Raw genomic sequence first — 13,040 nt, 5'->3', positions numbered from 1 at the left:
GCGTGAACGAGAGGGAGCAAGGAATGGCAGGCATACCTGCGATCACCCCCTACCCGATGCCGGAGGCGGCCGACCTGCCCGCCTCCGCCGTCGACTGGGACGTCGATCCCGAGCGCGCCGTCCTGCTGGTGCACGACCTGCAGAAGTACTTCCTGGCCGCGTTCCCGCAGGACGAGCAGCCCGTCGTGGACCTGGCCCGCAACGCCGGCGAGCTGCGCACCCGCGCGGCCGAGCTCGGCATCCCCGTCGCCTACACCGCCCAGCCCGGCGGCATGACCCCCGAGGAGCGGGGCCTGCTGAAGGACTTCTGGGGCCCGGGCATGCGGCCCAGCGCCGAGCACCGCCAGGTCATCGACCCGGTGGCGCCCGCCGACGGCGACTGGATGCTCACCAAGTGGCGCTACAGCGCCTTCTTCAAGACCGACCTGCTGGAGCGGATGCGCGCCGCCGGCCGCGACCAGCTGATCATCTGCGGTGTCTACGCCCACGTCGGCGTCCTGATGACCGCCGTCGACGCGTTCACCAACGACATCCGGCCCTTCCTGGTCGCCGACGCCGTCGCCGACTTCAGCTGGGAGGAGCACCGGATGGCGCTGGAGTACGCCGCCGGCCGCTGCGCGCGCCTGACCACCACCAAGGAACTGCTCACGGCGCTCCCGGACCGGGTTGCCGCGTACGCAGGAAGGGAATCCGCATGACCGAGGACCTGCTGGGCCGGATCCTCGCCGGCCGGCCCCCGGCCTTCGCCCTGATCCACCGTCCGGAGACCACCGTCCGGCGCAGCCTCGACCTGTTCACGGGCGAGTTCACCGAGGCGGCCGCCCTCGCGGACATCCCCCTCGCCGACGTCGAGACCGGCGCCGGCGCCCGCCAGGACGTGCTCGCCCTCGTCCCCTACCGGCAGCTCGCCGAACGCGGCTTCGCCGCGCCCGACGACGGCACCCCGCTGCTGGCCATGGCCATCGCCGAGCAGGCGCAGGTGCCGATCGCGACGGTGCTGGACCGGATCCCCGACGAGCCCGTGCAGCTCGTGCCGGGCGGCGACTTCGACATCGACGACGACACCTATGCCGAAACGGTTCGCCGCGTCATCGCGGACGAGATCGGCACCGGCGAGGGCGCGAACTTCGTGCTGAAGCGCTCCTTCGTCGCCGACATCAGCGACTGGTCGGTCGGCGCGGCACTGCGCTTCTTCCGCCGCCTGCTGGAGCGCGAGACCGGCGCGTACTGGACGTTCATCGTCCACACCGGCGACCGCACCCTCGTCGGGGCCTCCCCCGAACGGCACGTGAGCCTCTCCGGCGGCCGCGCCGTGATGAACCCGATCAGCGGCACCTACCGGTTCCCGCCCTCCGGCCCGGAGCTGCCCGGCGTCATGGACTTCCTCGCCGACCGCAAGGAGGCCGACGAGCTGTACATGGTCGTCGACGAGGAACTGAAGATGATGGCCCGGATCTGCGAGTCCGGCGGCCGCGTCGTGGGCCCCTACCTCAAGGAGATGGCCCGCCTCGCCCACACCGAGTACTTCATCGAGGGCCGCACCTCCCGCGACCCCCGCGAGATCCTCCACGAGACCCTGTTCGCCCCGACCGTGACCGGCTCCCCGCTGGAGAGCGCCGGCAAGGTCATCAAGAAGTACGAGCCCCAGGGCCGCGGCTACTACAGCGGCGTCCTGGCCCTGATCGGCCAGGACGAGCAGAGCGAGCGCACCCTGGACTCGGCGATCCTGATCCGCACCGCCGACATCGACGACCGCGGCCGCATGCGCATCGGCGTCGGCGCCACCCTCGTACGCCACTCCGACCCGCTGTCCGAGGTGGCCGAGACCCGGGCCAAGGCGGCCGGCCTGCTCGCCGTGTTCGAGCAGCCGGGACCACGCCGCTTCGGCGACCACCCGGAGGTGCGGGCGGCCCTGAGCCGGCGCAACGCCACCATCGCGGGCTTCTGGCTGGACGACGACTCCGCCCGGACCCGGCCCGTGCCGCTGCTGGTCGGCCGCAAGGTGCTCGTCGTCGACGCGGAGGACACCTTCACCGCGATGATCGAGCACCAGCTGCGGGCCATGGAGGCCGACGTCACCGTCTGCCGCTTCGACGAGCCGTACGGCTTCGCCCCGTACGACCTCGTCGTGATGGGGCCCGGGCCGGGCGACCCGCGCGAGCTGGGCCACCCGAAGATCGCCCACCTGCACGCGGCGATCGACACCCTCCTCGCGGAGCGGCGGCCTTTCCTCGCCGTGTGCCTGAGCCACCAGGTGCTCAGCACCAAGCTGGGCTTCCCCCTCAAGCGCCGCGAACACCCCAACCAGGGCGTGCAGCGCGAGATCGACCTGTTCGGGCGGCGCGAGCGCGTCGGCTTCTACAACACCTTCGCCGCGCAGAGCACCGCCGACACCGTCGACGTGCCCGGCATCGGCGCCGTCGAGGTGTGCCGCGAGGCGGAGACCGGCGAGGTGCACGCCCTGCGCGGACCCGGCTTCCGCTCGATGCAGTTCCACGCCGAGTCGGTGCTCACCGAGGACGGCATCCGCATCGTCGGCGAGGCACTGTCCGGCCTGCTCAGCAAGAGCCTCGTATGAAGGCGACCGTGGCCTGGTGGGACCTGAAGGGGTCCGGGCACAGCATCGAGTCGCTGCGGGCGTACCTGCGCGAGGAGGCGGTGGACCGGTTCGCCGCGGTCGAGGGGCTGCGGCTGAAGTTCTGGATCGCGGACCCGGCGACGGAGCGGTGGGGCGCGGTGATGCTGTGGGAGTCCGCGGAGGCGGCGGCGCAGCCGCTGGCCCCGCGGGCCGCCGAGCTCATCGGGCGCACCCCCGCGCAGTACACGGTGTTCGACGTCGAGGCGACGGTCGAGGGCGCCCACGGCATGCCCGTACTGCCGGGCCTCGGCCTGATCCCGGCAGTCTGAGCGGCACGCGTACGGCCCCTCACGGCCCTTCGGGGGCGTGGGGGGCCGTCGTCGTGGCCGAACGGGTGCTCACGTCGTGCAGGACCTCCGTCATGGCGTCCAGCGTGCCGTGGAAGTCGGTGTCCAGGTCCCGCAGCCAGGCGTTCTGCGCGAGGACCGCGGCCGCCGGGCGGTCGGTGAGGGTGATGCTCAGCGTGAGCGTGAGCCGGCCCTCCTCGTCCTCGCCGATCTCATTGCGGATCTCGGCGATGTCGGTGCCGTTCAGATGCCGGTAGGTAATGCGCCCGGCGCTCTCCTGCGGGGTCACCCGCTGCAGGAATGTCAGGTCGCCGCGCCGGATTTCCCGAAGAAATCCATCGGCGTAGCGTTCGTTGATCCGGCATTCGGTAATGGCCGGAACATAACCCGTGGGGAACTCCGCCTTGTGGAGCAGGGCCTGCCAGAGGCTCTCCCTCGTGGGAGCCGGACACCTACTCTGACCTGCGCCGACAACCGGGCGCGTCCATGAAAGCGTCAGCATTGATCTCCCTATTCCGCCGGTGGGCCGGCGTGCAGCATCGGTCGGGTGACCGGCCGTGTCAAAGCCGGTCGGGGAATTACGTCAACTGCCCCGGTGACCTGACGAAGTGAACCGCACGCACTGCCCGGAAGGGGGCCCCCTCTTGCAGGGTGAGGGTTGGTCGATGGCGTTCCGCAGAGCGCCCCGATAAATCCGATGCGGAGAATCAGGAGAACGCTGATGTCTGAACGGTTCGACGGCCAGGTCGTCCTCGTCACCGGAGGAGGCGAAGGCATCGGCCGGGCAGCGGCGGTTGCCTTCGCCCGGCTCGGCGCCCTCGTGGTGGTCGCAGGCCGCCACCAGGAGACGCTGGAGGGAACGGTCAAGCTGATCCGCGACGGGGGCGGTCGGGCCGACGCCATCGTCGCCGACGTCTCCGACACCACGGGCGACGACGCGGTCGGCACCGGCGCCGCGTACGCCGTCGCCGAGACGGTCCGCCGCCACGGCGCCCTGGACGTGGCCTTCAACAACACCACCGAACTGGGCCCCAGCCAGCCCGTCGCCGACATCGACGAGACGGTCTGGGCCCACACGCTGACCTCGAACCTGACGGGCGTCTGGCTCTCCATGAAGCACGAGATCGCCCACATGGAGAACGCCGGCGGCGGGGTCATCGTCAACACCGCCAGCAACATCGGCGCGCAGGGCATGCTCCCGGGCCTCGGCGCCTACGCCGCGTCCACGGCCGCGGTCTCCGCCCTGACCCGGACGGCGGCCCGCGAGTACGTCTCCCGGTCCATCCGCATCAACGCCATCAGCCCCTGCCCGCTCGGCCGGGGCGCCAGCGTCGAGGAGATCGCCGACACCGTCGTCTGGCTCTGCTCCGACGCCGCCTCGTACATCGTCGGGCACGACCTCGTGCTCGACCGCAAGACCAGCGAGTGACCGGACCGGGGCCGGCCCCGCACACCGGCCGAGCAGAGGAGCCCTGAGAAGAACGGTGAGCAGCCCGCGTCCCACCCCCACCCCCACCCCCAGCCCCGCCGCTGCCCCTGCCCCTGCCCCTGCCCCCGTCCCCGGCACCGGCACCGGTCCCGTCCCCGGCGCCGGCCGGCGCGCCGCGCTGTACGACCCCGGCGACCCGGGCCGGTCCCACCGCGGCGGCTACGTCCTGGCCGAGGCCGACGGCGGGGAGCCCGACGTCCTGCTGATCGCCGGCGGCGGCGAGGCGGACATCGCCCTCGGCGCCCGCGCCATCCTCCAGCGCGACGGCATCGCCGCCCGGGTGGTGGCGATGCCCCGCCTCGAGGACTTCCGGCAGCAGCCCGCCGCCTACCGCGAGCAGGTGCTGCCGGGCCGGGTCCGCGCCCGGGTCTCCGTGGCGGCCGGCGCGGCCCTCGGCTGGTACGAGCTCCTCGGCGACGCCGGGATCCCCGTGGGCCTCGACCGGTCCGGGACCGGCACCCCGTACACCGCCCTGCTCCGGCAGCACGGCTTCACCGCCGAGCGGGTCGCCGCCACCGCCCGGGCCGGACTGGCCCGCGCCGGACACCGACACGCCGGACACCGACACCGGGAGCACGCGTGACCGCCCTGAACGCCGTACTGACCGCCCGGATCCCGGGCTCCAAGAGCATCACCAACCGGGCCCTGCTGCTGGCCGCCGCCGCCGACGGCGTCTCCCTCCTGCGGGCCCCGCTGGTCAGCGACGACACCCTCGCCTTCCGGGAGGCGCTGACCGGCCTCGGCGTGCACATCGAGGCCGAGTCCGGCGACGCCGCATGGAAGGTCACCGGCACCGGCCGCCCGCCCGTCCCGCCCGCCGCCGGCCCCGTGTGGTGCGAGGACGCCGGCACCGCGGCCCGCTTCCTGCCCCCGTTCGCGGCGACCGGCCGCGGCACCTTCGCCTTCGACGGCACCGGCCAGCTGCGAGCCCGCCCGCTGCGGCCGCTCGCCGACGCGCTGCGCCGGCTCGGCGTCCGCGCCCGCGTCACCGAGCCGGTCGGCGGACTGCCCATGACCGTCGACGCCGACGGCCTGCGGGGCGGGGAGCTGACCGTCGACGCCAGCCTGAGCAGCCAGTACCTCACGGGGCTGCTGATGGCCGGACCGCTGATGCGCGAGCCGCTGACCGTGCGAGGCCAGGGCCTGGTCAGCCGCCCGTACATCACGATGACCCAGGACCTGATGCGGCACTTCGGGGCGTACGTGGACGAGTTCGAGGGCGGCGCCATCCAGGTGCTGCCCGGCGGCTACCGGGCCGCCGAGCTCGATGTCGAACCCGACGCCTCCACCGCCTCGTACTTCTTCGCGGCGGCCGCCGTCACCGGCACCACCGTCGCCGTGCCGGGCCTGGGCCGCTCCAGCGTCCAGGGCGACCTCGGCTTCGTCGAGGTGCTGCGCAGGGCCGGGGCCCGCGTGGAGGTCGGCGAGCGGGAGACCACCGTCACCGGCGCCGCCGGCGGGGTGCTGCGCGGCGGCTTCGACGTGGACATGGGAGACGTCTCCGACACCTTCATGACCCTCGCGGCCGTCGCCCCCCTCGCCGACGCCCCGATCACCGTGCACGGCATCGGCCACGCACGGCTGAAGGAGTCCGACCGGATCGCCGCGGTCGAGGAGAACCTGCACGCCCTCGGGATCCGCACCGAGTCCGGCCCCGACCGGATCACCATCCACCCCGGCCGGCCCGCGGCCGTCCGGATCGCCTGCCGCCGGGACCACCGGATCGCGATGGCGTTCTCGGTGCTGGGCCTGCGCGTCCCCGGCATCACCCTCGACGACCCGTCCTGCGTCGGCAAGACCTTCCCCGGCTTCCACGCCGAACTGGGTCGGCTCTTCCCGGCCCACCCGGGCACCAACAGTCACTGAACAACGAAAGGGATGTGAGACACCCCATGGCCGACATACTCATCGCCGGCGGTGGCATCGGTGGCCTCGCCGCGGCGCTCGGGCTCGCGAAGCGCGGACACCAGGTCACCGTGCTGGAACGCCGGGACGTCTTCACCGAGGTCGGCGCCGGCATCCAGCTCGGCCCGAACGCCTTCCACGCCCTCGACCTGCTCGGGGTGGGCCAGGAGGTCCGCGACCGCGCCGTCTTCATCGACGAGCTGCGGTTCATGGACGGCACCACCGGCGAGAAGGTCGCCGCGATGCCGGTCAAGGACGACTACCGGGTCCGGTTCGGCAACCCGTACGCCGTCGTCCACCGCGTCGACCTGTACCTGCCCCTGCTGGAGGCCGCCCGCCGGCACCCCGGCGTCGAGCTCCGGGGCCGCCACCACGTCGTCGGCTACGAGCAGAAGGCGGGCGAGGTCACGGCGCTCCTGGCCGACGGCCGCCGCATCACCGGCGACGCGCTGATCGGCGCCGACGGCCTGCACTCGGCGATCCGGCAGCAGCTGGTCGGCGACGGGTCCCCGCGGGTGTCCGGACACACCATCTACCGGTCGGTGATCCCGATGTCGGAGGTGCCCGAGGAGCTGCGCTGGAACACCGTCACCCTGTGGGCCGGCCCGAAGTGGCACTTCGTCCACTACCCGATCGCCGGCGGCGAGCACTTCAACCTGGCCGCGACCCGCGACGACGGCGCCACCGAGGCCGTGGCCGGCGTCCCCGCCGAGCACGGGCACGTCCTGAACTCCTTCCCCGAGCTGTCGGGCGCCGCCCGCCGGCTGCTGGAGCTGGGCCGCGACTGGAAGGCCTGGGTGCTGTGCGACCGCGACCCGGTCGACCGCTGGACCGAGGGCCGCGTCGCCCTCCTCGGCGACGCCGCGCACCCGATGCTCCAGTACGCCGCCCAGGGCGCCTGCCAGGCCGTCGAGGACGCGGTGCTGCTGAGCGGGCTGCTGGACGGCTGCCCGGCCGACTACGAGCAGCGCCTGGAGAAGTACGGCGCGGCGCGCCGCGAGCGCACCGCCCGGGTGCAGCTGGTGGCGCGCGAGATGGGGCGGCAGCTGTACCACGCGGCCGGCGACGCCCGCGTCGAGCGCAACGCGATGCTCGCCTCGCTGTCGGACGACGACATGTACGACAAGGTGGCGTGGCTGCACGGCGCGTTCGACTTCGAGGCCGGCACCGCCGTCTGAGGGCGTGATCCGAGGACGCGCCGGGTCACGACGCGCTCGCCTCGGCCGGGTGCTCCAGCGCGCGCATCAGCTGCCGGATGATCCGGGCGAGGCCGCGGGCGTGGTTCCAGTTCGCGTGGGGGCCGGACCCCAGCGGGCCGACCGCCGCGAAGTACTCCCATTCGGCGAGGGCCTCGAACGCCCCGAGGGGGCGCTGCTGCGAAGGTGTCCCGGAGAGGGCGTCGTGGAGCTTCTGCCCGCAGGTGAGCAGTTCGTCGGTGAGCGCCGCGACCTCCTCTGGAGCAGGCCGCTGCCCGTACGGAGCGAGCGCTCGGGCGACCAGTTCGGTCGCGTCCATGTGATCCTGCAGCATGCTCATGCCGGTGCTCCCTACCGTCGGCAGCGGGTGGTGGCACCAGCGTGAGGGCAGGGGCAACGAAGAAGGGGCCCGATTCGGGCCCCCTCCCTACGCCGTCAACAGGCCGATGTCCACTGCCAGCTGACCAGCCCTCTGCCGCCGTTCCGGGACCCGTGACGCCGTCTCCTCCAGCACGATCGAGCGGGCGTACCCGTTGTAGCGGATCGTCTCCGGCGCCGCCGCGTGAGCCTGCTCCAGCGTCGCGAGCGCTGTCTGCCGCTGCCCGTCGAGGTAGTAGGCCCGGGCCTGCTCGATCCGGTGCCGGGCCCGCCGCGGCCGGGACGGAATCGCGTCTGCCTCAGCCCGGTTGGCCTGCCGCACCGACTCGCTGCCAGCCCGCAGCTCGACTGCCACGGTGACCCCGTGGGCTCCCATCACGGCTCGCCCGAAGCTGGTGACCCGGTGGAAGTAGCCGGCGGGGAGCCGCTGAGCGATACCGCCCGCACGATCCCACCACCCCCAGGCCGTACCCGTGTCGCGGCGCTTCGCTGCGGTCAGCCCGGCCTCGACACGCAGCGCCCCCGTGATGGCCTGCACGTCCACGGAGGCATCGCCCAGGCCGGGCTCCAGCAGGCGCAGGGCCTGCATGACGACGTCGTCAGCCTCGTCGTAGCGGCCCGGCCCCGAGTCGCGGTGGGCCTGCGCCGACAGCCACGCCGCCACACCGATCGTGTGCGGGTCCTCGGACTCCTGCGCGGCCGCCATACCCCGCTCGGCCACCCGCCACAGCAGGGATGGGTCAGGCTGATAGGCGACGAAGAACTGGGTGAGGAAGAACGCCTCCGCCTGGAGTGCCAGGGCGGCGCGGCGGTCGACGGCGGTGTCGGCCTCGCGTACCACGAGCTGCACGTCCCGGATCAGTCCGGGCAGCAGATCACCCAGCACGGCCCTGTGGTTCGGGGCGCCGTGGCGGGCAGCCCACGCAGCGTCCAGGGCCGCGCGGAGAAACGCCCGCGACGGGGCCTCGCGCGTGCCCGGCGCCGGATAGGCGGAGAGAGCTGCCCGTACCGCCGGAAGTCGGTCGTGGCCAGGGCCGAGGAACAGATCGGTGTGCGGCTCGGCGCCCACATCGCCCACGAGGTCGTTCAGGCGGCGGATGCGCAGGACTTCGGCAATGCGGAGGATCTCCGGCAGGCGCGGCATGCGCATGGCTCCGGACTCGATTTTCTTGACCCACGACGCGTGGTGGCCGAGGAGTCCGGCCAGTTGCTCGCGGGTCATGCCTCGGCGATTGCGGTAGATCTGGACTCTCTGCCCGAACGCCACGGGGTTGTCGTAGGGGTCTGGGGTAGCGTCAGAAGACATGGCGGCCTTGCCCTCCTACCTTGCAGCTCGTCACCGACAGGGTATGAGGCAGGGCCGGTCCTGTGTGATCCAGAACGCACGAAAACCCCTCCCGGCCCGAAGGCCGAGAGGGGGCACGGGACGGCTGTGCCCCCACCGCCCCGTTCCGGCGGAAAACGGCTCGCGCTCGCCTCCGGCCGGCTGGCAGTGTGCGGTGGATGCCGCCGCTCCACGAGATCCGCGCCCGCTACGACGACCGGACGGTCACCGTCTACCAGGCGTACGGGCCCGCCATCGCCGAACCCGCCTTGCGCGCCGGCCGGTTCGTGCCGCCGTTCTCCTTCGGGCGGATGACCTGGATCAAGCCGTCCTTCCTGTGGCTCATGCACCGCAGCAACTGGGCCGCCAAGCCCGGGCAGGAGCGGGTGCTCGCCGTGCGGATCACCCGGGAGGGGTGGGAAGAGGCCCTCGCCCGGGCGGTGCCCACGACCGCCGACCCGGCGGAGGTCGACCGGGCGGCGGTCCATCTGCAGTGGGACCCGGAGCGCTCGCTGCGGGGCGCGGCGCTGAACCACTACAGCATCCAGGTGGGGATCGGCCGCGGGCTGATCCGGACCTTCGCGGAGGAGTGGGTGGTCGGCCTCGACGACCTGACCGGCCAGGTCCGCAAGGCCGCCGCCCTGGTCCGGGCGGGCCGCGGCGACCGGGCGCAGCGCCTGCTGCCGCCCGAGCGCCCGTACCCGCTCCCCGCGGACCTCGCCCGGCGGATCAGACCGTGAGGACGATCTTGCCGGTGGCGTGCTTGGACTCGCTCAGCTCGTGGGCCTTGCGGACGTCCTGGAGCGGGAAGGTCCCGGCGATCAGCGGGCGGAGCTTCCCGGCCTCGGCGAGGCCGGCCAGCTCCTCCAGGACGGCGTGGTCGGGCGCCACGTTGACCGTGATGCCGCGCAGGCCCTGGGCCTCCGCCTTCGCCTGGATCTCCGGAAGCGCGAGCGGGTTGATCACGCCGATGTAGGTGCCGCCGGGGCGCAGGGTGCGCAGGGAGCGGTCCTCGTAGTCGCCGCCGATCAGGTCGAGGACGACGTCCACGTCCTTGACCACTTCGGTGAAGTCCTCGGCGGTGTAGTCGACCAGCTCGTCGGCGCCGAGCTCGCGCAGCACCCCGTGCTTGGCCGCGCTGGCGGTGCCGATCACGTACGCGCCGCGGGCCTTGGCGATCTGCACGGCCAGGTGGCCGACGCCGCCGGCCGCCGCGTGGATCAGCACGCGCTGGCCGGGCTGGATGTCCGCGCCGTCCACCAGGGCCTGCCAGGCCGTCAGGCCGGCCATCGGCAGGGCGGCCGCCTTGACGTGGTCGAGGGACTGCGGCTTGCGCGCGAAGTGGCGGGCGGGGGCGGCGACGTACTCGGAGTAGCCGGCGGCCTCGCTCGGGAACGACGGGAGGCCGAACACCTCGTCGCCGACCTTGAAGCGGTTCTCGCCGGGCGAGACGGCCACGACGGTGCCGGAGACGTCCCAGCCGACGCCGAACGGCGGGGTCAGCCACAGTCCGAATTCGCGGATCTTCCAGTCGATCGGATTCACGCCGGCCGCGTGCGTCCTTACCAGGATTTCCGTGGCATCGGGAGTCGGAATCGGGGAATCTGTCAGGTTGAGGACCTCATTGCCGCCGAGGGTTTCCTGACGGACCGTACGCATGGTTTCTGTCATGCATTCCATGATCTGTGCGCGCCGTTCCGAATGTAAAGCCAAGGCTCCGTCGATATCCGGCCATTTGTGGGTCGCGGAACCTGACAGAGCGGCCGGGAATTTCTTCTGCTTCGCAGGGCGTTCCCCAATGCTGGGCCATATGACTCAGCTGCGTTCACTTGGTTCGGCCGGCCCCGAGGTTTCCACTCTCGGCCTCGGCCTGATGTCCATGTCCGACTTCTACGGGCCCGCCGACCGGGCCGAGGGCGTCGCCACCGCACACGCCGCCATCGAGGCCGGCATCACCCTCCTCGACACCGGCGACTTCTACGGCAGCGGCCACAACGAGCTGCTGGTGCGCGAGGTGCTCCAGAGCCATGACCGCGAGCAGCTCACCCTCAGCGTCAAGTTCGGCGTCCTGCGCGACCCGGCCGGCGGCATCCTCGGTGTCGACAACCGCCCCGAGGCCGTCAAGAACTCCCTGGCCCAGACCCTCCAGCGGCTCGGCGTCGAGTACGTGGACGTCTACCGCCCGGCGCGCCTCGACCCGGCCGTGCCGATCGAGGAGACCATCGGCGCGATCAAGGAGATGGTCGAGGCGGGCTACGTCCGCCACATCGGCCTGTCCGAGATCGGTGCGGAGACCCTGCGCCGCGCCTCCGCGGTGCACCCGATCGCCGACCTCCAGATCGAGTACTCCCTGCTCTCCCGCTCCATCGAGGACGAGATCCTGCCGACGGCGCGCGAGCTCGGCACGGCCGTCACCGCGTACGGCGTCCTCGCCCGCGGCCTGCTCTCGGGCCGCTGGAACCACCAGCGGGCCACCGCCGCGGACGACGGCCGCAGCAGCTTCCCGCGCTTCAGCGGCGAGAACCTCGACCGCAACCTCCAGCTGGTCGCCGCCCTCGGCAAGGTGGCCGAGGCCAAGGGCGTCACCACCTCGCAGCTCGCGATCGCCTGGGCCATGGCCCAGGGCCCGGACATCGTCCCCGTCGTCGGCTCCCGCCGCCGCGACCAGCTCGCCGAGGCGCTCGGCGCCCTCGACGTCGAGCTGACCGCCGAGGACGTCGCCGAGATCGAGCGGGCCGTCCCCGCCGACCAGGTCGCCGGTACCCGCTTCGACGCCGAGGGCATGGCCATGCTCGACAGCGAGAAGAAGTCCGGCACGGCCGGGCAGGCGGGCTGAGCATGGTCGCCATCGGCAGCCCCGCCCAGTGGCAGGCCGACCGGCTCGACGTCCAGGCGTACCTCGACCGCCTGGGCGTCACCGGGCGCCTGGAGCCGGACGCGGAGACCCTGCGCCGGCTGCACCGGGCCCACGCCCTGACCATTCCGTTCGAGAACCTCGACATCCTGCTCGGCCGGGGCATCGACCTCGACGTCGACGTGATGCAGGACAAGCTGCTGCGCCGGCGGCGGGGCGGCTACTGCTACGAGCACAACATGCTCTTCGCGCTCCTGCTGGAGCGGCTCGGGTACGAGGTGACCCGCCTGTACGCCCGGCCGGTCCTGGACGCGCCCAAGCCGCTGCCGCGGACCCACCTCATGCTGCACGTGGCCGTCGGCGACGAGACGTGGCTCGCCGACGTCGGCTTCGGCGACGAGGGCCCGCTGGAGCCGATCCCCGTCTCCGACGGCACCGTCGTGGACCAGGGCGGCTGGGTGTACGGGCTCGACCGCGTGGAGGGCACGGACAAGGAGTGGGTGCTCTCGCTGAAGCGGGAGGACGGCTGGTTCCCCCTGTACTGGTACGCCACCGAGGGCCACCACCACATCGACTGCGTGGTGGCGAACTACTTCATCTCCACCCACTCCAGCTCGCCGTTCACCGGCCGGGTCTTCCTGGAGCGGATCGCGGAGGACTGGCGGCTCAACCTCAACCACCGCAAGCTCACGCTGACCCGGGCCGACGGCACCGTGGAGGTCCGGTACGTGGTCGACGAGGAGGTGCGGGAGCTGCTGGACGCGCAGTTCGAGATCGAGCTCACGGAGGACGAGGCCAAGGTGGTCGTGGCGGCGCTGCCGGCGCCGTCCGGGGCCTCCTGACGCCCGTCGCCACCGCCTGCGGGGGGGGGGGGGGGGGGGGGGGGGGGGGGGGGGGGGGGGGGGGGGGGGGGGGGGGGGGGGGGGGGGGGGGGGGGGGGAGACGGTGTAAGAGGGGGGGGGGAGGAGA

General features: G+C 72.8%; 14 protein-coding genes. 10 read left to right on the top strand and 4 right to left on the bottom strand.

The features are described 5' to 3' along the window. The first annotated feature begins 23 nt into the window (after positions 1–23). Genes AC068A_RS23855 through AC068A_RS23845 form a run of 3 tightly spaced genes read left to right on the top strand, consistent with a single transcriptional unit; the run spans position 24 to position 2,907 of the window. Positions 24–698, top strand: coding sequence for an isochorismatase family protein (locus tag AC068A_RS23855; RefSeq protein ID WP_478587964.1), 675 nt, complete (start codon positions 24–26; stop codon positions 696–698). Then, positions 695–2,578, top strand: coding sequence for an anthranilate synthase family protein (locus tag AC068A_RS23850; protein ID WP_478587963.1), 1,884 nt, complete (start codon positions 695–697; stop codon positions 2,576–2,578). The genes AC068A_RS23855 and AC068A_RS23850 overlap by 4 nt, the downstream gene beginning before the upstream one ends. Continuing rightward, a complete protein-coding gene (locus AC068A_RS23845) occupies positions 2,575–2,907 on the top strand; it encodes a hypothetical protein (protein WP_478587961.1) in 333 nt (110 codons plus the stop codon). The genes AC068A_RS23850 and AC068A_RS23845 overlap by 4 nt, the downstream gene beginning before the upstream one ends. A 19-nt stretch (positions 2,908–2,926) precedes the next feature. Here AC068A_RS23845 and AC068A_RS23840 read toward each other — a convergent pair whose 3' ends face one another. After that, positions 2,927–3,427 (bottom strand): AtaL-like protein, encoded by a 501-nt coding sequence (locus tag AC068A_RS23840; protein WP_478587959.1) that lies wholly within the window; start codon positions 3,425–3,427, stop codon positions 2,927–2,929. Positions 3,428–3,646: 219 nt separating this feature from the next. Between AC068A_RS23840 and AC068A_RS23835 the strand changes: the two genes are divergently transcribed. The 4 genes from AC068A_RS23835 to AC068A_RS23820 are packed head-to-tail and all read left to right on the top strand — an operon-like array spanning position 3,647 to position 7,497. Then, the gene (locus AC068A_RS23835; RefSeq protein ID WP_478587957.1) at positions 3,647–4,354 is read left to right on the top strand and encodes an SDR family NAD(P)-dependent oxidoreductase; all 708 of its coding nucleotides are present in this window, start codon (positions 3,647–3,649) and stop codon (positions 4,352–4,354) included. 55 nt (positions 4,355–4,409) lie between these two features. Further along, positions 4,410–4,997, top strand: coding sequence for a transketolase-like TK C-terminal-containing protein (locus AC068A_RS23830; RefSeq protein WP_478587956.1), 588 nt, complete (start codon positions 4,410–4,412; stop codon positions 4,995–4,997). Further along, the gene (gene aroA / locus AC068A_RS23825) at positions 4,994–6,280 is read left to right on the top strand and encodes a 3-phosphoshikimate 1-carboxyvinyltransferase (RefSeq protein ID WP_478587955.1); all 1,287 of its coding nucleotides are present in this window, start codon (positions 4,994–4,996) and stop codon (positions 6,278–6,280) included. Before AC068A_RS23830 ends, aroA begins: the two co-directional genes overlap by 4 nt. Before the next feature lie 26 nt (positions 6,281–6,306). Beyond that, positions 6,307–7,497 (top strand): 3-hydroxybenzoate 6-monooxygenase, encoded by a 1,191-nt coding sequence (locus tag AC068A_RS23820; RefSeq protein ID WP_478587954.1) that lies wholly within the window; start codon positions 6,307–6,309, stop codon positions 7,495–7,497. 25 nt (positions 7,498–7,522) lie between these two features. Here the strand turns inward: AC068A_RS23820 and AC068A_RS23815 are convergent, their stop codons facing one another. Both AC068A_RS23815 and AC068A_RS23810 read right to left on the bottom strand, forming a co-directional pair. Beyond that, positions 7,523–7,855 (bottom strand): DUF6415 family natural product biosynthesis protein, encoded by a 333-nt coding sequence (locus AC068A_RS23815; protein WP_478587952.1) that lies wholly within the window; start codon positions 7,853–7,855, stop codon positions 7,523–7,525. 87 nt (positions 7,856–7,942) lie between these two features. After that, on the bottom strand, positions 7,943–9,199 hold the full coding sequence (locus AC068A_RS23810) for a helix-turn-helix domain-containing protein (RefSeq protein ID WP_478587950.1): 1,257 nt from the start codon (positions 9,197–9,199) through the stop codon (positions 7,943–7,945). A 197-nt stretch (positions 9,200–9,396) separates the two neighbouring features. Here AC068A_RS23810 and AC068A_RS23805 point away from each other — a divergent pair, with 197 nt between their 5' ends. Next, a complete protein-coding gene (locus AC068A_RS23805) occupies positions 9,397–9,957 on the top strand; it encodes a DUF4291 domain-containing protein (protein WP_478587949.1) in 561 nt (186 codons plus the stop codon). On the opposite strand, the gene AC068A_RS23800 is transcribed toward AC068A_RS23805, so the two are convergent. Next, complete coding sequence (locus AC068A_RS23800) at positions 9,947–10,888, bottom strand: NADP-dependent oxidoreductase (protein ID WP_478587947.1); 942 nt, start codon at positions 10,886–10,888, stop codon at positions 9,947–9,949. The two genes, AC068A_RS23805 and AC068A_RS23800, sit on opposite strands and share 11 nt — an antisense overlap. Positions 10,889–11,027: 139 nt before the next feature. On the opposite strand from AC068A_RS23800, the gene AC068A_RS23795 reads away from it, so the two are divergent. Then, complete coding sequence (locus AC068A_RS23795) at positions 11,028–12,053, top strand: aldo/keto reductase (protein WP_478587946.1); 1,026 nt, start codon at positions 11,028–11,030, stop codon at positions 12,051–12,053. 2 nt (positions 12,054–12,055) lie between these two features. Further along, positions 12,056–12,913: an arylamine N-acetyltransferase family protein gene (locus AC068A_RS23790; protein WP_478587944.1), complete on the top strand. Its 858-nt coding sequence runs from the start codon at positions 12,056–12,058 to the stop codon at positions 12,911–12,913. Positions 12,914–13,040 lie beyond the last annotated feature (127 nt).

This window comes from Streptomyces sp. NPDC043854 (genome assembly GCF_056436005.1).
Note: the sequence above shows the minus strand (reverse complement) of the source record. Positions and strands in the feature narration are given on the sequence as shown.

What these genes read in the sequence shown, in the direction of transcription:
- AC068A_RS23820 (WP_478587954.1), top strand. Translation starts at nt 6,307, where the DNA reads ATGGCCGACATACTCATCGCCGGCGGTGGCATCGGTGGCCTCGCCGCG.
- AC068A_RS23805 (WP_478587949.1), top strand. Translation starts at nt 9,397, where the DNA reads ATGCCGCCGCTCCACGAGATCCGCGCCCGCTACGACGACCGGACGGTC.
- AC068A_RS23790 (WP_478587944.1), top strand. Translation starts at nt 12,056, where the DNA reads ATGGTCGCCATCGGCAGCCCCGCCCAGTGGCAGGCCGACCGGCTCGAC.
- AC068A_RS23855 (WP_478587964.1), top strand. Translation starts at nt 24, where the DNA reads ATGGCAGGCATACCTGCGATCACCCCCTACCCGATGCCGGAGGCGGCC.
- AC068A_RS23800 (WP_478587947.1), bottom strand. Translation starts at nt 10,888, where the DNA reads ATGACAGAAACCATGCGTACGGTCCGTCAGGAAACCCTCGGCGGCAAT.
- AC068A_RS23810 (WP_478587950.1), bottom strand. Translation starts at nt 9,199, where the DNA reads ATGTCTTCTGACGCTACCCCAGACCCCTACGACAACCCCGTGGCGTTC.
- AC068A_RS23845 (WP_478587961.1), top strand. Translation starts at nt 2,575, where the DNA reads ATGAAGGCGACCGTGGCCTGGTGGGACCTGAAGGGGTCCGGGCACAGC.
- AC068A_RS23815 (WP_478587952.1), bottom strand. Translation starts at nt 7,855, where the DNA reads ATGAGCATGCTGCAGGATCACATGGACGCGACCGAACTGGTCGCCCGA.
- AC068A_RS23795 (WP_478587946.1), top strand. Translation starts at nt 11,028, where the DNA reads ATGACTCAGCTGCGTTCACTTGGTTCGGCCGGCCCCGAGGTTTCCACT.
- AC068A_RS23840 (WP_478587959.1), bottom strand. Translation starts at nt 3,427, where the DNA reads ATGCTGACGCTTTCATGGACGCGCCCGGTTGTCGGCGCAGGTCAGAGT.
- AC068A_RS23850 (WP_478587963.1), top strand. Translation starts at nt 695, where the DNA reads ATGACCGAGGACCTGCTGGGCCGGATCCTCGCCGGCCGGCCCCCGGCC.
- AC068A_RS23835 (WP_478587957.1), top strand. Translation starts at nt 3,647, where the DNA reads ATGTCTGAACGGTTCGACGGCCAGGTCGTCCTCGTCACCGGAGGAGGC.